Genomic DNA, 18710 nt, shown 5'->3' with positions numbered 1-18710 from the left:
ACGACTTCACAGCGGGTATCCGAGGAGGCATACACGATGGCTTACTACCGCCAGGTGGGTGAGATCCCACCGAAACGACACACCCAGTTCCGAGATGAGGCGCAGCGGCTCTACTACGAGGAGCTCATGGGGGAAGAGGGCTTCTCCAGCGACTCGACTCTGCTGTATCACCGCCATATACCGTCGGCAATTGCCGAGGCCCAGCCGTGGCAGCCCGGCGACCTCGGGCTTTCGTCGAACTCTCCCCTCATCCCACGCCATCTCGTGTTGCACGATCTGTTTCCCGGCGAGGACTGGAAGGCGGCAAACGTTGTAACCAGCCGCCGGCTCGTCCTCGGCAATGACGACGTTCGTATCTCCTACGTCGCTGCGGGACAGACATCACCGTTGTATCGCAACGCGATCGGCGACGAGTGTGTCTATATCGAAGCAGGCTCCGGCACTGTTGAAACAGTGTTCGGGGTGGTGCCGTTCCGCGACGGCGACTACGTGATCCTCCCGCGTGCCACTACCCACCGGTGGGTTCCCGCGGCGAACACCATGATTCGGGCCTACGTGATCGAGGCCAATAGTCATATCGCGCCGCCGAAGCGCTATCTGTCGCGCTACGGGCAATTACTCGAGCATGCACCGTACTGCGAGCGCGATCTGCACGGTCCTGTCGAGCCCCTGCTCTCGGCTGAGACCGACGTAGAGGTGCTGGTCAAACACCGTGGACCTGCCGGCGTCAGTGGCACTCGTTACCTCGTACCGCATCACCCTTTCGATGTGGTCGGCTGGGACGGTTGCCTGTACCCGTACACCTTTCATATCTCCGATTTCGAACCCATCACCGGCAGAGTGCACCAGCCACCCCCGGTGCATCAGGTTTTCGAGGGCAACAACTTCGTGGTGTGCAACTTCGTACCGCGCAAAGTCGACTATCACCCATTGTCGGTACCCGTCCCGTACTACCACTCGAATGTTGATTCCGACGAGGTGATGTTCTACTGCGGCGGCGACTACGAGGCGAGAAAGGGCACCGGTATCGGCAATGGCTCGGTATCGCTGCATCCCGGCGGGCACACACATGGACCTCAGCCGGGTGCGGTGGAGCGCAGCCTCGGGCGTGAGTTCTTCGACGAACTCGCGGTCATGGTCGATACCTTCCGCCCGCTTCAGCTCGGTGAGGGCGGCTTGGCGAGCGACGACGGCAAGTACGCTCGGAGCTGGTTGCCGGGAGCGAGCGCGTGATTTCACCGCCCGTCTCACCGCTTGTCGCGCGCCTCATCGATGATGCCGGTCTGTTTCCGCCTACGGCGCTGAGCATGCACGACGCGGTTGCCCGCCACCGCCGCGACCTCGCCGGGGCGAGTTCGGTACTGACGCACCGTTTCTTGTGTCCCGCATCGAGGATCGGCGAATTGCGCGCCGAACTGACTTCGGCCGATCGAATCCATGTCGGCCTCATTGCCGACACCGGGTTGCACAGAGTCGATGCTGCGGTGGGCATTATCGACGCGGACCCTGCGCTGGAGCTGGCCGCGATCGAGTTCCCGCTGGCGAGCACCGATCAATCGACCGATGATGTCGTGGCCGCGCTGCCGACCGACGTACCGGTTTTCCTGGAACCGGTGGCTCTGGCCGATGTCGTTGCCCTCGCTCCAGAGATCGCTCGACTGTCCGTGGACCGGGCGGTCGGGCTCAAGTTGCGGTGTGGCGGCATGCGTGCCGAATTATTTCCTACCCCAACTGCTCTCGCGCACGCCCTCGTCACAGTGGCACGTCACAACGTCATGGTGAAGGCCACGGCCGGACTGCATCACGGTGTTCGCTATACCGACCCTGCTACAGGTTTCACCCACCATGGCTATCTCAATCTGCTGGTGGCCATAGCTGATGCCGTTGCGGGGGCCGACCCCGCCGCCGTGACCGCCAGGCTGCTGAGCACCGACCGTGCCGCATTGACCCGCGCGGCGCTCGATATGAAGGCGTCGCAATTGGTCGCGTCGCGCCGGTTGTTCACCAGCTACGGCTCGTGCAGCACCAGCACTCCACTCATCGAGGCCCGCGACTTCGGGCTCATCGGGAACTCGAAGGAGGTTCTCCTGTAATGACCGACACCTGGGTACCCGGAGCACACAGCTCGGGCTTCGGGATAGACAATCTGCCTTACGGCATCTTCTCGCTCGCGGGCGAGAGCCCACGCGTGGGCGTACGGATCGGAGACTCGGTACTCGATCTCGCCGCCGTCACCGGGCTCGACGTATTCACGCGCGGGTCGCTCAACGAATTCATGTCGCTCGGTCGTGAGTTCTGGACCGCGACGCGCGCGGGGATTATCGACAAGCTCACCGACCAGACGCAGCGCGAAGCGGTGGAGCCCGCCCTGTACCAGCTCCACCAGGTGCAACTGCACCTCCCGATCGAAGTCGCCGACTATGTCGACTACTACGCCAGCGAGCAGCATGCGACCAACCTGGGCAAGTTGTTCCGGCCCGATTCGGCTGCGCTACTGCCGAATTGGAAACACCTGCCGGTCGGCTACCACGGTCGCGCCGGCACGATCGTGCCGTCGGGCACCGACGTCGTCCGCCCATGCGGGCAACGTAAGGCACCCACCGACACCACGCCCGTGTTCGGTCCGTCGATAAGGCTCGACATCGAGGTGGAGGTCGGCTTCGTCGTCGGGATGCCCAGCACCCTGGGCATCCCGGTAGGCACTGCGGAATTCGCTGATCACGTCTTCGGCGTGTGCCTGGTCAACGACTGGTCGGCCCGCGACATCCAATCCTGGGAGTACGTGCCGCTCGGTCCCTACCTCGGAAAGTCTTTCGCCACATCTATTTCACCATGGGTCGTGCCACTCGAAGCGCTTGCAGCCGCGCGCGTCGAAGGGCCCGCTCAGGAACCGCTTCCGTTGCCCTACCTGCAGGAGTTCGAGCCGTGGGGTCTAGACCTTGCCCTCGAGGTCGAGCTCAATGGGCAGACCGTATCGCGCCCCCCGTACGCGCAGATGTATTGGTCGCCCGCGCAGATGCTGGCGCATATGACGGCCGCCGGTGCGAGCCTTCGCACCGGTGACTTCTACGCGTCCGGAACCGTGTCCGGGGAAAAGTCGGACCAACGCGGCTCGTTGATCGAACTCACCTGGAACGGCACCGAACCACTGACCTTCGACGCCGGCTACACCCGGACTTTCCTCGAAGACGGCGATGTCGTCACGATCAGCGGCACCGCGCCCGGCGCCAACGGCGCGAGGATCAACCTCGGCGAAGTCACCGGCCGAATCCTGCCCGCACTGCAGCGAGAGGCGTGACGACATGGACAAAACAGTATGGACCGCCTCGACAGCGGTCGCCGAGATTCCTTCCGGCGCTACCCTCGCGGTAGGCGGGTTCGGGTTGTGCGGCATCCCCCAGGCACTGGTCGAGGCTCTCTACGACGCGGGCACCGAAGATCTGAGGATCGTCTCCAACAATTGCGGTGTCGATGACTATGGACTCGGAATCTTGTTGTCTGCCAGGCGAATCAGCCGTATCACGGCCTCGTATGTCGGGGAGAACAAGGAATTCGCCCGCCAGTATCTGGCCGGTGAGATCGAGGTCGAGCTGTGCCCGCAGGGCACCCTGTCCGAACGGTTGCGCGCCGGCGGTGCCGGAATTCCGGCGTTCTACACCCCCGCAGGTGTGGGCACCCTGATCGCCGACGGCGGACTGCCTTGGCGCTACAACGCTGATGGCAGCGTCGCGGTTGCCTCACCTGCCAAGGAGGTCCGCGAGTTCGGTGGCCGCGATTACGTGCTCGAGCAAGCCATTACGGCCGACTACGCACTGGTGCACGCCGCAGTCGGCGACAGGCACGGCAACCTGGTGTTCAACCAGGCTGCAGGCAACTTCAACGGGTTGTGCGCCGCAGCCGGGCGAATCACCATCGCCGAGGTCGAGGAACTGGTCGAACCTGGTCAACTCGACCCCGGGAAAGTACATGTGCCAGGTGTGTACGTCCAACGAGTCGTGCACGTCCCAGTGCCCGAGAAACGAATCGAGAAACGAACCACAAAGGTGGTGACCGCGTGACGACAGCGCACATCGGATGGAACAGGCAACAGATGGCAGCTCGCGCGGCGGCCGAGCTCGACGATGGTCAATACGTCAACCTGGGCATCGGCTTGCCGACCCTTGTCCCGAACTATGTACCCGATGACGTGCACGTCATTCTGCACAGCGAGAACGGCATCCTCGGCATGGGACCGTACCCGTCGGAGGAGGAGGTCGATCCGGACCTCATCAACGCGGGCAAGGAGACCATAACCCTGCTTGCCGGCGCAGCCTTGTTCGACTCCGCGCAAAGTTTCGCGATGATCCGCGGTGGCCATATCGACGTTGCCGTCCTCGGCGGCATGCAGGTCTCCGCCACCGGCGATCTGGCCAACTGGATGGTGCCCGGAGCGATGGTCAAGGGCATGGGCGGTGCGATGGATCTGGTCCACGGCGTCCGGAAGGTGATCGTGCTGATGGAGCACGTCGCGAAGGACGGCTCGCCGAAGATCGTCTCGAAGTGTTCGCTTCCGATAACCGGGCTGGCGGTAGTGAACCGCATCATCACCGATCTCGCCGTCATCGACGTGACGACCGATGGACTCGAATTGGTCGAACTGGCCCCCGGAGTGAGCGTGGACACCGTCCGCGCACTCACCGATTGCCCGCTTCGCACCGAGTTGGTAGCCTGTTCGCCGCCGCACAGCACCTCTGCCCTTGGCAGTACGGGCGACCGACTCGAGGTGTAGGACCAAGATCCTTGTGCTCGATGGGCAGTTGCGAGTGCGGACCGACCGAGTAGCCAGACCCGCCGCCTCTTCTCAAGGTCGATCAGGACCATGTGGAGCCGGCGGCGGACTGGTGCAAGGCCCTGAAGACGAAGGTTTTCTGAGGTATTGGAACGGCACGGACTGGAAGGGTGAACCCGCACGCGCGGGTTCGGCCCTGTTCAAGCCGCCGCGCCGAACCATCGAGTCGATCAATCAGTATCTGATGTCGGCGCGTGCCGCGACAGCCGGAGCGTCATACATCCGCTGCAAGGACAACCGCACGCTCGCCCGGATCGGGCGTTGCCCGGACGGCTCTTACCTGACCGTTCTCGACGGGGTGAGGCTGCGTGTCATCGCCGCTGAGATCACCGTCACCGGCACCGGGAAACACCACCGCAAACACCACGTCGGCCGTTACCGCCTGCCGACCACCCTCACTGATCACCGACGGTTCCCGGCCACCGAGATCGTCGAGCTCTACCACCAGCGCCGGGAAATCGAAACCTGCTACCTGGAACTGAAATCCAGCATCCTGGGCGGGCGGGTGCTGCGCGCCCGCACCCCGGCCGGGGTCGAGCAGCAGGTCTACGCCTTGCTGGTCACCTACCAAGCCCTGCGCACCGCCATGGCCGATGCCACCGCCACCCGAATCGACCTGATCGGCGCGATCGGCCGCGTCCTGACCCAACTCCTACCGGCCCGCCGGACCCGCGTCAGCCCTCGGATCGTCATGAACTACCTGCAGCCCTTCCGCGCGACCGGCCAGATTCCCCGCCCGGTCCACAAGCCGCCCTCGGTTCGCCGGGTCGTCACCTGGATCATGACCGACCCCGCCAACCTCGCTCCCGACAATCGGCAACGGCTCGACGTGATCCTGGCCTCGAGCCCTGAGCTCACCGACTTGACCGGTCACGTCCGCGCCTTTGCCACGATCATGCGTCACCTCCGCGGGCGCGAACTCGAGCATTGGATGAAAGCCGTTGACGCCCACAACTTCCCGGCTCTGCACTCGTTCGTCCGGGGCTTGCGCCGCGACCTCGATGCGGTCACCGCCGGCCTGACGCTGCCCTGGAGCAGCGGACCGGTCGAAGGTCACGTCAACCGCATCAAGACGATCAAACGCCAGATGTTCGGGCGCGCGAAACCGGACCTTCTCCGAAAGCGAATCCTGTTGAGTGACTGAGCAGCTCGGCCAACCGCATCGCTGAGTAGGCCCGGGGCGCGGTGGCGGGATTGCTCCTGCTCCGTTTCCCCGGACCTCTCGCCGAACCCGCCGTGCGCCTCTCGACGCAACGGGCTCTCCACGGTTTCTCCCCGTCAGGCTGATTGAAGGGTCGCCCATCGGTTCGGGATCTTGTTGCCGCGCCAGCGATAACGACTGACGGTCACGCTGTTCAGGTCGAACAACTCGGTCCCGTCCGCCGCCGCGATTGGTCGCCACCGCCCAACAGGTGTGACGAACCGGCGGCGGATATCCGTCCAGCTCCAGCGGTGCCGGGTCTGCAACATCGCGATGAGCCGTCTCCATACGAACTTCTGGAGCACGGCGAACCGCCGTTTGGCCACGGCATGTTTGAAGTAGTTGGACCAGCCGCGCATAATCTGGTTGAGCCGCATGATCACGTATTCCAGACTCTGCTGTGACTGCCGATGGGTCAGGGCACGGACTTTCGCCTTCAGCGACCGGATGGGCCGGTCACCGATGAAGGTGTAAACGAATCGTTTGTCCGAGCCACGCTTGCGACGCCACTGGATGTGGAATCCCAAGAAGTCGATCCCGTTCGACAGATGCCGCACCTGTGTTTTCTCCGGCGAAAGCCGAAGTCCCAGAGGCGAAAGCATCTGCTCGACCTGTTCTCGTATCGCCTCGGTATCGTCCTTGCTCCCATGGACCAGGACGAGGAAGTCGTCGGCGTTCGGCGGCCCCGGCGTTCGAACGAGATTCCTACTTGACGAACACAGAGGAACCCTCGTCGACCCGCACCGAGATCTTTAGACCGGTGTTCGAACAATCCTGGGCTTGACAGCACACACACAGGAACCCTCGCCAGCCCGCACCAAGAATGAGGCGATGTTCGAACGCCGTGGGGTCTTGACGATTACAGAGAAACCCTCTCGATGAGCGGCTGAGTGGGGATCCGGTCAGGCCAAAGCTGGGGTGACGCCGCGAATCTCGGCGTATGCCCCGATGGGGAAGTTGGAGATCTCGTCGAATGTGAAACCCTTGTAGCCGAAGATCTTTCCGTCGGTCTTCATTCGATCGAGGTCAACCAGGACGACCCCCAGCGTCGGGACGATTTTCTCCCGCCACACGAACAGGAACAGGTTCTCCGCGATCTTGAAGTAGTGGCATCGATCGGTGTCCGCGAGTCCCTTCTCGACGCCGTCGATGCAGTGCCACGTGTAGAAGTGCGGGTTGAGGTAGATGTGTTCGTACAGTTCGGTGGGGCTGTAAGTGTAGAGCACCCGCTTGCCGATCAGCTCGTCGGTTGCCGCGTGCAAAGCTGATACCGCCGAACCGTCCGACGCAATGCGCCCATGCGTGATCTCGGTCTCGACCGCGGTGAGGGGCAATCCCTCCCGGGCCCTCGTGTACGCGCTCGTCTCCGCATCCTCGCTCGTGGGCAGGGTACCGACCACGCGAGTGACCAGGTTCTGCCCGATGTCCAGGACGAGGGTTACCGATTCCTTCGCCGCGCCCTCGATCGTGTAGTCAACGAGGAAGATCCCCGGCCGGATGGATGTCTCACGGAAGGCCGCAGTCCCACGCGAGTTCGGACCTGCCCATTCCAGGATTCCGTCACCCATGATCGCTACTTCCAGCACGTCGTTGTCGAACTCGAGCCGCATCCGCCTGCCGGGTAGCTCGCGGGACCACGTCAAGGTGTTGTTGTCGGCGGCGAACCCGTCACCGAGATCGCCGACGGAGATGAATGCGGGAGAGGTGATCTGAGGATTGGGCATCAAGGATCCTTGTCTGGTGAAGCGGAGGGTCGACGCGGTGAGCGCCGACGAGCGCAATACATTCAGTATGCGACCGGCGGTGCGGTGTGGCGTTTCCATCGCGTGCACGGCGGTTGCACACCCGTGCACAATGTGTCCCCCGTCACTGGGTCTGGCGCTGTCCGAACAAATGCCTCAGCTAGCGTCGGCGGCGGTGAATTTCCGCGGTGCCGACGCTGGCTGAGGTGGTGGATCGATTCCCACGCTTCCCGGCAGCAGCCGGGGCGTGGTCGGCGGATCAGGCCGATGCGGTTCCGACGAGAGCAAGCAGTCCGATGGCCGCGCCGATACCTGCGACGACGCCTCCGATCCCGCCGAGCAACCCGGCCGCGTTGCGGTAGAAGGCGTTGGACACCCCGTGACGGCCTGGCCCGCGCTCGATTCGGTCCGACTGCCTGACGCGCCGAGGTGATCGCAGATGTGGATCAGCTGGTGTGCCTCCTGAGTGGCGAAGACGATGTGGTGCAGGCGGGGCTCGTCGCCACCGGTCAGGGCCACGTCGTGCACGGTCGGATTCCGGCACATCCACGCCGCGTAAACGGTGTTGTCCGAGTCCTGGACGTCCTCGGACATCTTGAAGTCGAGCTTCTCGTAGTAGTCCCGGGGCCTCGGATACCGACGGCACCATGCGGATACCCGCTCGCGGTAGAACATCTCGGCCGCGTCCACCTCATGCGGCGAACGAAGGTAGACCAGCCCGCCCAGAGCCACCACGGGTCCGTTGCACAGCACCAGGGAGTGGTGCAGGTACTCCTCGAAGACCCAGAGCTAGATGGCGTTCTCGTCCTCGTAGGCAACCACGAGGCCAAGCAGGTCAGGGTGTACGGCCCGTCCCGAGTCGTAGATCGCGAAGTCCTGGTCTCGAGAACGGGCTCCCTGCCGTCCTGGATGAGCAGACCGCGCCCACTCAGTTGTACCGAGACCTTGTAGAACGGATCCGCCGGCCCCGTGGCCTGTTCCCCCGATCGCCGAACCCCATGGGCCGTCGCACGGATGGTCGACCAGCCGACACCGTTGACGGCGCACCGCTTCAATTCGCCAGTGAATCGCGCGCTGGTGCGTCGACCCGAGCGGGACAAACGAGGTGCTGATCAGGCGCCGCCAGTCGTCCTGCGCCGCAACTTGGTGAACACTTCCGCGCGTGCATCGCGCGCCAACCGCACATATACGATTTCGATATAGTGCACGTCACATGCTGGAGCGGCCATCGCTCAGTTCACACCGGTGCACTGAGAGCCAAGAGGTCTGCCCGCTGAGTCAAGTGGATCGGCCAGGTGTCGGCTCAGACTTGACTCAAGCGTGACCCAGCTCTCACCGCCTTGATATGCGGTCATCATTGGAGGTAGCACATGTCGATTGATAGGCCGTCGGCAGATTCGCCGGCATCCAGGACCGAACGCCCTGGTCAGCTGCGCAGCAACACGCTCGGCACCGGCGGAATCGTATTCCTGGTGTTGGCCGCGGTCGCCCCGCTCACAGGGATGGTGGTGATCGCGGGACTCGGCATCGCGCTCGGAAACGGCGGTGGAATGCCCGCATCGTTCCTCATCGCCGCGGTGGTGCTGCTGCTCTTCGGCATCGGCTACGCCCAGATGAGCAAGTACGTGTCCAATGTCGGCGGCTTCTACGTTTACATCACCCAGGCGCTCGGTCGACCACTGGGCCTCTCGGGTGCGTTCATCGCGCTGGCCGGATACAACTGTTTCGTCGCCGGTGCAGTCGGCACCTCCGGCGCGTTGACGTCCGGGGTGCTGAATAACGTCTTCCACCTCGACCTGCCGTGGGAGTTTTGGTCGGCCGTCTCGGTCTTCGCGGTCCTACTACTCAGCCGCCGTGGTCTCGACGTCTCGGCCAAGGTTCTCGCGACCTCGCTGGTGCTCGAGGTGGGGATCCTGGTGATCTTCGACGGCGCGGTGCTCGTCCAGTCGGGCTACTCCCTGGACGCCTTCTCGCCCAGTGTCGTGTTCTCGGGCTCGATCGGACTAGGGCTGCTGTTCGCTGCGACCTGCTTCATCGGATTCGAGGCGACCGCACTATTCAGCGAGGAGGCCCGAGATCCGCACCGATCGATCCCCCGGTCGACCTACATCGCCGTCGTCGCGATCGGAGTATTCGCCGCGCTCACCTCCCTGGCGCTGGTCAGCGCGATCGGCGTGCACGACGCGCAGTCGATTGCCCTCGATCATCTGTCCGCAGGCGATCTGCTGTTGGCCACCTCGCAGGACACGATGGGGACGTTCCTCACCCAAATAATGGAGGTTCTGCTGGTCGTCAGCCTCTTCGCTGCCCTATTGGCCCTGCACAACTCGGCGAGTCGCTACATCTTCGCTCTCTCCCGCTCGGGTGTGCTTCCGCGGGCGCTGGCACGGACCACGAATGGCACGCCGCGCAACGCCAGTGCGGCCCAACTCGCCTTCGCATCACTTGTCACCGCAATCTTCGCCGTCCTCGGTCTGGACCCGATCTCCTTCCTAACGTCGTCCATGACCGGGTTCGGGACCCTCGCGATCCTCTGCCTCCAGGCGATGGCGTCGGTCGCAGTGGTGGTGTTCTTCCGCAGGCGTCACGACCGCAGGTGGTGGAGCACCTTCGTCGCCCCGGCCCTGGGTGGCCTTGGGTTGATCGTCGTAATCATCCTGGCGATCATGAATTTCCCGACGATGGCAGGCTCGGATGCCGCGTGGATCGGGCTGCTCCCCTGGCTGCTGCCAGTGCTGGTCGTTGCCGGGCTCTGCACCGCGGCGTTCCTACGTAGGAACCGCCCGGCTACCTACGCGGCGCTGACCTCCGCGGGCGCGGTCGAGGTCCGGGAGCTCGAGGCCGACGCGGTGCCGGAGGAGGTGCGGTGATCCCAGCTTCCCGGTGCACACCGCCCGGGACGTGGCGAACAAGGTGCTTTTCCTGATGTCCCCGCTGAGCCGGGGGATCAACGGGGCCAGCGTGGTCTCGGACTTCGAATACATAGCGAGATGAGGGTTCCCGGAATGAGTGAGAGTTTCGAAGGCAAGGTGGCGATCGTCACCGGCGGCGGTTCCGGCATCGGCGCCGCCGTCACCCGCCGACTGGCCGACGACGGCGCCCGAGTGATCGTGATGGGCCGCAACGCAGATCGACTGCGCGGCGTCGTCGAGGCGACCGGTGCCACCAGATTTGTCGGCGACGCGGCCGACCCCGCCGATGCCGAACGGGTGGTGTCAGAAACCCTCGCTGCACACGGTCGGCTCGACGTGCTCGTCGCGAACGCCGGTGGGCACGGGTACAACATGGTCGGCGAGACGACCGACGAGGAGTGGGCGGACAGCCTCCGGGGCAACCTCGACACCGCCTTCGTCATGGCCAGAGCCGCGCTGCCTGCGCTGGTGGACAGCCGCGGTTCCATCGTGATGGTCGCATCGCTCGCTGCATTGTTCGCCGGCCCAGGCGTTGCGGGCTACACCGTCGCCAAGCACGCGCTGATCGGGCTGACCCGATCCCTCGCCCGCGACTACGGACCATCCGGAGTGCGCGTCAACGCCGTCTGCCCCGGCTGGGTAAGGACACCGATGGCAGACGCGGAGATGGCCGAATTTGCCTGTGCACGAGGGATTTCCACAGCATCCGCGGATGACGGCTACCGCCTGGTGAGCACGGATGTGCCGCTGCGACGGGCGGCCGAGCCCGACGAGATCGCGTCGGTCATCCGCTTCCTCGCATCACCGGAGTCGTCGTTCATCACCGGTGCGTCCATCGTCGCGGACGGCGGCGCGCACATCGTCGACCTCCCCACCGTCGAGATCGGACGGGCTGCGGAGCAGCACGGCGTCCAGGGCTGAGGCGGGCGGGGGTGCCATTGCCGGCTCAGATACGCGGGGGCGGGGGTGGCGGGTCCTCGACAACCACCTGCAGGGCCGCGTGCGCGGTGTTCGGCCGCACCGCGAGCCAGGCCCAGGGTGAGCGGCACTGGTCAGGGCCGTGGCCAGGTACCGGACCCGTTTGCGTCACTGCCGGCCATGCGGGTCCGCTCGCGTATGGGAGCCGCGTTGCCGCCGGTGAGCGTTTGGGCGGCCCGGTGGAGTGATCTGTCTGTCCACACGCTTGATGACGGGTCGAGAAGGACGGTTCTGCGTATCGATGGGACTGTGCGGTGGCGTCCTGGCGTTGAGGTCCATCGGCATGGGAATCGTAAGTCCGGCAACCCTTATCGGGTGGCGGTGCCTGTGTGGCTGGTGGCGGAACTGGATGCGCAGAGGCAGCGTGCGAAGCCCGCTTCGGAGAACACGCCGATCGTTCTCGGTGCGCGATCGAAGTCGTGGGTGAGTGTCCAGACGGCACGGCAGCTGGTGTTCCGGGTTCGCCGTGACAGTCCGGTGCCAGGGTTCCGGTTGTCAGATCTGCGGGACACGGTGGCGACCCATCTGGCGGTCGTCACCACGATGAGCGGGTGAGTGCTCGGCTGGGGCATACCGAGGGCCAACAGTCGATGGCGCAGAAGCACTATATCGATGGTGGCGTGAAGCGAATGATGGTGGTGGACAACGCCGATGCGCTGGAAGCGTTGAATCCGCGGGTTCGGGATCAAATTGGGAATCGGGTGTCGATCAGTCCGGTTCCGGAAGGCGGTTTCGGGTCTCGACCTGCATGAATCCCTGCTGTTCTAGCGTATCGACAATCCGATACGCATGACCCGGACCATACACAAAGTGAACCGGCGTTCGCGCAGCGGCCGGGTTCTCGGAGCCATGTCATCAGCGGGTACGGTGGGCCCGAACGCTTTTCGTCGCATTCGACATCCCATGGGAGGCCATCCGTCATGACTCAGGAAACCGCGCAGGGCACCACCTTCGGTGACTCGACACTGCAGGGGTACCTGGATCAACTGGCCGCCAAGGTGCCCGCGCCCGGCGGTGGCGCGGTCGCCGCCCTACACGCGGCCCAGGGCGCGGCCCTCGTCGCCATGGTGGCGCGCTACACCACGCGCGCCAAGGATGCCGAGAATCGTCCGGTCGTGGACCGCATCATCGTGGCCGCCGATACCGCGCGTGATCGCGCGCTCGCCCTCGCCGATGCCGATGCCGCCGCGTTCACCGCCGTCGGCAATGCCTACAAGCTGGCCAAGGAGACCGACGCACAGCAGGCCGCCCGTGGCGAGGCGATTACCGCCGCATTGCTCGGCGCGGCCCGGGTGCCCGCCGCCGTGGTGGCCGCGGCCGACGAAGTCGTCTCGCTCGCAACCGAACTCCTGCCGATCGGCAATCCGAACGTGGTCACCGATATCGGTGCCGCCGCCGATGCCGCCCGTGCGGCCGCGGCCAGCTCGCAGCTCAATATCGCCATCAATGTCGCCTCGCTCGATGCGGGCGCGGGCGCGGAATTCGCGCCGGTGCTCGCTCAGATCGACGAGGTCATCGCGCGCGCCGACGCGCTGCACAACGATGTGGTGCTCGCGATCACGAAGTAGGCGACCCGATAACAGCCCGGCAACGCGCCCCATTCCTCGCGGAGTGGGGCGCGGCGCGTTGTAGAGCTTCCTCGGTTACGGCCCGGACCTGCACTGTTACCCGGTCGCGCACTACCCGGCGGCACTGGTTATTCCAACTTCCCACGCCGAGAGATAGGTCACGAAGCGGGCACATTTCCGAATGAATGGGATGATCTGGTCATAGGCTGAGCCTCCAGACCACACCCTTTCGAAGGGATGGGACACATGCGGAACGCGATTCGCCTTCTGTTCGTCGCATCAACACTCGCGGCGGCAGCCGCATTCGGCTCCGGAGCGGCGGGGGCGGTGCTCACCGCACCCAATCTCCCGGCGGTGCAAGCGATTACGCCGGGGCCCGGGGAGAAGGTCGGGATAGCGGCACCGGTCAGGGTGCGCTTCACCGAACCGGTCGCCGATCGCGCTCGCGCCGAACAGGCCATGAGCGTACGCGCCGAAACCGCTCTCGCCGGGCACTTCTCCTGGGTAGACGACCGTCAGTTGACATGGACGCCGGCCGCTTACCTCCCCACCTCTGCACCCATCACGGTGTCGGTGGGTCGCCTGCACACCCAGTTCGAAACCAATGGCGGGACAACCGCCGACGCCGATATGTCGGCGCACACCTTCACCGTATTCATCGGTGGGGTACCGGTGCGGACCATGCCGGCGTCCATGGGTAAATCCGGGTGGGAGACACCGACCGGTACGTTCCCGGTGCTGTCGCACGATCGCTCGGTGACCTTCGATTCGCGGACGATCGGGATTCCGCTCAGCGACCCGCAGGGGTATCTGATTCAGGGCGAGTTCGCCGAAAGGCTCACGTGGGGAGGGGTTTACGTGCACTCCGCACCGTGGTCGGTGGATTCACAGGGCAATTCCAATGTCAGCCACGGATGCATCAATCTCGCACCGGGCGACGCCGAGTGGTACTACGACAATGTCTCGCTGGGCGATCCGGTTACCGTTCACTGGTAGGGAGATCGGTTGGGGGCCGAGCCCCCCCAACCCCCTAAGCCTCGGCGGCCTGAACTACGTGGCGCATGAGCAGGGCGGTGGTGACCGGGCCGACGCCACCGGGGACCGGGCTCAGGGCGCCGGCCTTGCCGGTGACGGATTCGGCATTCACATCGCCGGTGATATTTCCGTTCTCGTCCTCATTGGTGCCGACGTCGATGACCACCGCGCCCTCGCGGACATGGTCGGCGGTGATCAAGCCCGCGCGGCCGACGGCGGCGACGACCACATCGGCGGCCGAGGTCACGGCGGGGAGATCGGTGGTGCGGGAGTGCGCGACCGTGACGGTGGCATTCTCGGCCAGTAGCAGCTGAGCCAGGGGCTTGCCGACCACATTGGAGCGGCCGACCACGGCGACCAGACGGCCTTCCAGCGGAATACCGTGGAACTTGGCGAGCTCCACCACGGCCTCGGAGGTGGCGGGCGGGAAGCCCGGGAGACCCGAGGCGAGTAGGCCGAGCGAGAGCGGGCTGACGCCGTCCACGTCCTTGGCCGAGGCGATGGCCAGGCTCACGTCATCGAGGCCGACACCCTGGGGCAGCGGGGTCTGCAGCATGATGGCGTCCACGGCCGGATCGGCGGACAGCTCGGTGAGCTTGGCGCGAATCTGATCCGCGGTGGCGTCGACGCCGAGATCGACGTTCTCGCAAGTGATTCCATTGCGCTCGGCGGCGCGATTGAGCGACTTCACGTACCAGGCGCTGGCCGGATCGTCATTGGCGATCACCAGCGCCAGGCGCGGTGCGGCACCGGATTCGGTGAGCGCGGCGGCGCGGGCCTTGGTGTCGGCATTGATGGCGGCGGCGAGTTCCTTGCCGATGAGCGAAGTCGTATCCACGGGATCACACCCTATCGCGACGCGCGCGGGTTCCCGGCCACCGCTTACGCCGAACCGCGAGAATCACGTCGGCAAATACCCGACAACGGCTCTGGTCAGTCGTATCGTGTCCCCAGTTGCTGGCGAGCCATCAGTCAGCAAAGTCCATTGCAAGCCAAGCAAGCATGCGTGACCCTCTCTCGGAAAGGTCGACAGCAGTGCAGATCGCCAGGCGTTTGCCTACAGTCCTCGCGGCGGCAGCCGCCTTGACCCTGTTCGGCCCGGGCATCGCCCATGCCGACCCCGGCCCGCTCTACAACTCCGCGCAGGACAATTTCACCGACGGTGATGCCCCGGCGGGACTCGCCGACCTGCGACAGCTGCTCAGCGAATCCCCCGATGACGCGCAAGCACTTGCGCTGCAAGCAATTTGGTCGGATTACACCGGTGATCTGATCACCCGCGAGGTGGCACTGAACCGGCTCAACGGCGTCGACCGGGAACTCGCGGACGACACCCGCAACACTTTCCGGGCCATCGGTGCGGCCGTGGGCACACTGCCCAATCCGATTCCGGCGATCGCCGGACCCGCCACCGGTATCGCGGTGCTCGGATACGGTCTGCTGCCCGACGGCAGTATGCGACCGGAACTGGTGAATCGGTTGCAGGCGGCCTGGTTGCAGGCCATCGCCTCACCGATGTCGCCGATTCTGGTGACCGGCGGCAATCCGCAGAACGGGATCACCGAGGCGGCGGCCATGCAGGGCTGGTTGATCGGGCACGGCATTCCGGCCAACCGGATCATCGCCGATCATCGGGCGGGGTCGACCGTGCAGAACGCGCTGTTCGGCGCGGATATGCTGCGCCGGGCGGGCGCGACCAGCGCGATCGTGGTGACCTCGCCCAATCATGTGCGCCGCGCGGTGGCCGATTTCATTGTCGCGGGCATTCCGGTGGTCGGGGCGACGACGTCGCTGGAGCAGCTGGTTTCGCAGTTGCCGCCGCCCGCCAAGAGCAACCAGCGCGGCATCTACTTGGACGCGACCCGGACCATGCTGTTGCCGGTGGGACGCTAGCCACCACCCGGGCAGATCCCGGCCACAAGCACGCCGGGATGACGAAGAGATCCGATATTTGTGCCCGTCTCGACCCGCATGGCAAGTGCGCAGGTCGGGGCGGGCACAATGGCTCGGTGAGCACTTCCGGAACCGATACCCTCGTCGCGCGACTTCGGACGGCTGGGTGCGTATTCGCGGAGGACGAGGCGGCGTTGTTGATCGAGGCCGCAGATGACGCCGAACAGCTGGAATCGCTCGTGGTTCGGCGGATTGCCGGATTTCCACTGGAGCACCTGCTGGGATGGGCGGAATTTCGCGGGCTGCGGGTGGCGGTCGCACCGGATGTGTTCGTTCCCCGGCAGCGCACCGGGTTCCTGGTAGAGCAGGCAATTGCCTTGGGGCGGCAGCTGATTCGCGTCGAACCAACCGCGGGCTCGCCCACCGAGCCGCTGATTGTGCTCGATATGTGCTGTGGGAGTGGGGCGTTGGGGATGGCATTCGCCATCGAGGCCGCGACCGAAGGGGTTCCGGTGGAGCTCACCGCCGCGGATATCGAGCCGGCGGCCGTCGCATGTGCTCGGCGCAATCTGGCGGGGCTCGATGCGCACGTTTTCGAGGGGGATCTGTTCGCGCCGGTGCCTGCCGAACTTGCGGGGCGGGTCCGGATTCTATTGGCGAATACGCCCTATGTGCCTTCTGCCGCAATCGCTTCCATGCCGCCCGAGGCGCGGGATCATGAGCCGCGGGTCGCGCTCGATGGCGGGGCGGATGGGCTCGATGTGCTGCGGCGGATCGCGGCGGTGGCCACCGAGTGGCTGGCACCCGGAGGGCATTTGCTGGTGGAGGAGAGCGCGGAGCAGGCGGCTCTCGCGGTGCGGGTGATGCGGGATCACGGGCTGAGCGCACGCGTTGCCGAGGATGACGAACTGGGTGCGACCGTTGTCATCGGCACCCGGCCGCCGATCGGGGGCGAGATCGCATGACGATTCGCGGGATTCTCTTCGATATCGACGACACCCTCATCGACTACTCGGCCACGGCCCGGGTGGGTCTGCTGCGGCATCTGACCGCGGAGAACCTTCTGGATTACTTCCAGTCCCCCGACGAGGCGGTGGATCTCTGGCGCGCCTTCGAAGAGCAGGAGTATCCGCGCTTCCTGAGCGGTGAGCTCACCTTCACGGGTCAGCAGCAGGTGCGTACCAAACGGTTCCTGTCGCATATCGGGGTGAAGGTCAAGGATCCCGTGGCGTGGTTCGCCCGCTATGCCGCGCGCCGCGACACCGCCTGGGCCGCGTTCCCGGATGTGCCGCCGACGCTGCGCGGGCTGGCCGGACAGGTGGCGCTGGGCGTGGTCTCCAACTCCTCACTGGCGCATCAGCGCGGCAAGTTGGAGGTGGTCGGCCTGCTCCAGCATTTCAGCGAAACAGTCTTGTGCTCAGACGAATTCGGTACGGCGAAACCGGACCCGAGTATCTTCCTGGCAGGCTGCGACATGATCGGTCTGCCACCGGAACAGGTCGCCTACGTCGGCGACCGCTTCGATACCGATGGCATCGGCGCGCGAGATGCGGGCCTGCGCGCGTATTGGCTCGATCGCACGGCCCGCGGCGTCGACCATCGCGACGGCATCACGGTGATCCCCTCACTCGCGGTGCTCAGCGCCACCACATTCGGCAACTTCGACCTGTGAGCTGAACCCATTGCGGCTCAGTTCGATTCGGCGGCCGTGCGGACATCACTTCTTCCGGCCGGTGAATTCGTCCATGGAGTGGTAGACGCCGACGGTGTTGAGGTAGAAGTCGCGCACCTTGAGGGGCAGCAGGCCGGAGATGGCGCGGTTCAGGCGTGAGGTCCACGGCAGTACGACCAGGGCGGAGCCCTTCTTCATCTCCTCCCAGGAGGTGTTGACGACCTCGTCCTGCTCCAGGATGGGGGTGAACAGGAAACCCTTTGCGCCGTCGAACATTCCGGTATTGATGTACGTCGGGCAGACCGTGGTCACCCTGACGTGCGGGTTACCGGACTGCTCCAGCTCCAGTCGCACCGAATCCGACCAGCCCAGCGCCGCCCACTTGGAACCGGCGTACACGCTCATGCGCGGGTTGGCGACCAGGCCCGCCGAGGAGGCGATGGTCATGACCCGCGCCTCGCCGGTGTTCCGCACCATGGCGGGCAGGAATTCGAGCGTAATGTACATGGGCGCAAGCGAATTGATCGCCATGGTCTTCTCGATATCGGCCCGGTTCGCGGTCTCCCAGAAGTACCCGTTGCCGCGCACGATGCCCGCGTTATTGATGAGCACATCGATATCGCCGACCTCACCGCGCACCGCCGCACCCGCCTCGGCAATGGCGTCCCGGTCGGAGACATCGACCACATAGTGGTGAATTCGACTGCCGCCCAAGGCCGCGAGCTCCGCCGCGGTCCGTTTCAGCGCCTCTTCATTGACATCCCACAGCACCACATCGGCGGCCCGCTCGCTCACCGCCCGCTCGGCGAACGATTTGCCCAGCCCCATGGCGGCGCCGGTGACGAGGACCTCCTTGCCCGCGACATTCTTCATATCCCGGT

General features: G+C 65.1%; 19 protein-coding genes and 2 pseudogenes. 15 read left to right on the top strand and 6 right to left on the bottom strand.

Annotated elements, in window-relative coordinates; genetic code table 11:
- Window positions 1-36: 36 nt before the first annotated feature.
- From GFY24_RS13600 to GFY24_RS41940, 7 genes and pseudogenes are all read left to right on the top strand, one after another.
- On the top strand, window positions 37-1233 hold the full coding sequence (locus GFY24_RS13600; RefSeq protein WP_153805386.1) for a homogentisate 1,2-dioxygenase: 1197 nt from the start codon (window positions 37-39) through the stop codon (window positions 1231-1233).
- Complete coding sequence (locus GFY24_RS13595) at window positions 1230-2093, top strand: hypothetical protein (protein ID WP_228566270.1); 864 nt, start codon at window positions 1230-1232, stop codon at window positions 2091-2093. The genes GFY24_RS13600 and GFY24_RS13595 overlap by 4 nt, the downstream gene beginning before the upstream one ends.
- Complete coding sequence (fahA, locus tag GFY24_RS13590; RefSeq protein WP_153805384.1) at window positions 2093-3298, top strand: fumarylacetoacetase; 1206 nt, start codon at window positions 2093-2095, stop codon at window positions 3296-3298. The genes GFY24_RS13595 and fahA overlap by 1 nt, the downstream gene beginning before the upstream one ends.
- 4 nt (window positions 3299-3302) lie before the next feature.
- Entirely contained in the window at window positions 3303-4058 is a 756-nt protein-coding gene (locus GFY24_RS13585; protein ID WP_153805383.1) for a CoA transferase subunit A, read from the top strand.
- A complete protein-coding gene (locus tag GFY24_RS13580) occupies window positions 4055-4768 on the top strand; it encodes a CoA transferase subunit B (protein WP_309230815.1) in 714 nt (237 codons plus the stop codon). The genes GFY24_RS13585 and GFY24_RS13580 overlap by 4 nt, the downstream gene beginning before the upstream one ends.
- Window positions 4769-5012: 244 nt before the next feature.
- Window positions 5013-5384, top strand: a pseudogene (locus GFY24_RS41945) (transposase); the annotation flags it as partial.
- Window positions 5385-5414: 30 nt separating this feature from the next.
- Window positions 5415-5972, top strand: coding sequence for a transposase (locus GFY24_RS41940; RefSeq protein ID WP_309230843.1), 558 nt, complete (start codon window positions 5415-5417; stop codon window positions 5970-5972).
- 134 nt (window positions 5973-6106) lie between these two features.
- On the opposite strand, the gene GFY24_RS13570 is transcribed toward GFY24_RS41940, so the two are convergent.
- From GFY24_RS13570 to GFY24_RS43690, 4 genes and pseudogenes are all read right to left on the bottom strand, one after another.
- Window positions 6107-6751, bottom strand: a complete 645-nt coding sequence (locus GFY24_RS13570) for a group II intron maturase-specific domain-containing protein (protein ID WP_375336046.1) — start codon at window positions 6749-6751, stop codon at window positions 6107-6109.
- 180 nt (window positions 6752-6931) lie between these two features.
- Window positions 6932-7753, bottom strand: a complete 822-nt coding sequence (locus GFY24_RS13565; protein WP_153805380.1) for a MoaF C-terminal domain-containing protein — start codon at window positions 7751-7753, stop codon at window positions 6932-6934.
- Between the two features lie 174 nt (window positions 7754-7927).
- Complete coding sequence (locus GFY24_RS41935) at window positions 7928-8503, bottom strand: hypothetical protein (RefSeq protein WP_228566269.1); 576 nt, start codon at window positions 8501-8503, stop codon at window positions 7928-7930.
- A gap of 152 nt (window positions 8504-8655) precedes the next feature.
- Window positions 8656-8826, bottom strand: a pseudogene (locus tag GFY24_RS43690) (hypothetical protein); the annotation flags it as partial.
- A gap of 315 nt (window positions 8827-9141) precedes the next feature.
- Here GFY24_RS43690 and GFY24_RS13555 point away from each other — a divergent pair.
- From GFY24_RS13555 to GFY24_RS13535, 5 genes are all read left to right on the top strand, one after another.
- Complete coding sequence (locus GFY24_RS13555) at window positions 9142-10641, top strand: APC family permease (protein WP_153805378.1); 1500 nt, start codon at window positions 9142-9144, stop codon at window positions 10639-10641.
- A 135-nt stretch (window positions 10642-10776) separates the two neighbouring features.
- Entirely contained in the window at window positions 10777-11604 is an 828-nt protein-coding gene (locus tag GFY24_RS13550) for an SDR family NAD(P)-dependent oxidoreductase (protein ID WP_153805377.1), read from the top strand.
- A gap of 647 nt (window positions 11605-12251) precedes the next feature.
- On the top strand, window positions 12252-12413 hold the full coding sequence (locus GFY24_RS13545) for a hypothetical protein (protein ID WP_153805376.1): 162 nt from the start codon (window positions 12252-12254) through the stop codon (window positions 12411-12413).
- A gap of 168 nt (window positions 12414-12581) precedes the next feature.
- The gene (locus tag GFY24_RS13540; RefSeq protein WP_153805375.1) at window positions 12582-13229 is read left to right on the top strand and encodes a cyclodeaminase/cyclohydrolase family protein; all 648 of its coding nucleotides are present in this window, start codon (window positions 12582-12584) and stop codon (window positions 13227-13229) included.
- 246 nt (window positions 13230-13475) lie between these two features.
- A complete protein-coding gene (locus GFY24_RS13535; RefSeq protein ID WP_153805374.1) occupies window positions 13476-14225 on the top strand; it encodes a L,D-transpeptidase family protein in 750 nt (249 codons plus the stop codon).
- A 34-nt stretch (window positions 14226-14259) separates the two neighbouring features.
- Here GFY24_RS13535 and GFY24_RS43330 read toward each other — a convergent pair whose 3' ends face one another.
- Entirely contained in the window at window positions 14260-15102 is an 843-nt protein-coding gene (locus tag GFY24_RS43330; RefSeq protein ID WP_309230813.1) for a bifunctional 5,10-methylenetetrahydrofolate dehydrogenase/5,10-methenyltetrahydrofolate cyclohydrolase, read from the bottom strand.
- Between the two features lie 197 nt (window positions 15103-15299).
- Between GFY24_RS43330 and GFY24_RS13525 the strand changes: the two genes are divergently transcribed.
- The 3 genes from GFY24_RS13525 (at window position 15300) to GFY24_RS13515 (ending at window position 17829) form a co-directional block, all read left to right on the top strand.
- A complete protein-coding gene (locus GFY24_RS13525; protein WP_309230812.1) occupies window positions 15300-16157 on the top strand; it encodes a YdcF family protein in 858 nt (285 codons plus the stop codon).
- 116 nt (window positions 16158-16273) lie between these two features.
- Window positions 16274-17122, top strand: coding sequence for a putative protein N(5)-glutamine methyltransferase (locus GFY24_RS13520; protein ID WP_309230811.1), 849 nt, complete (start codon window positions 16274-16276; stop codon window positions 17120-17122).
- Window positions 17119-17829 (top strand): HAD family hydrolase, encoded by a 711-nt coding sequence (locus GFY24_RS13515; RefSeq protein WP_153805371.1) that lies wholly within the window; start codon window positions 17119-17121, stop codon window positions 17827-17829. Before GFY24_RS13520 ends, GFY24_RS13515 begins: the two co-directional genes overlap by 4 nt.
- Before the next feature lie 45 nt (window positions 17830-17874).
- On the opposite strand, the gene GFY24_RS13510 is transcribed toward GFY24_RS13515, so the two are convergent.
- A complete protein-coding gene (locus GFY24_RS13510) occupies window positions 17875-18702 on the bottom strand; it encodes an SDR family NAD(P)-dependent oxidoreductase (RefSeq protein WP_153805370.1) in 828 nt (275 codons plus the stop codon).
- Window positions 18703-18710 lie beyond the last annotated feature (8 nt).

The sequence above is a fragment of the Nocardia sp. SYP-A9097 genome (genome assembly GCF_009649815.1).
Taxonomy (GTDB): domain Bacteria; phylum Actinomycetota; class Actinomycetes; order Mycobacteriales; family Mycobacteriaceae; genus Nocardia.
This window is presented reverse-complemented; position numbering and strand designations above follow the sequence as displayed.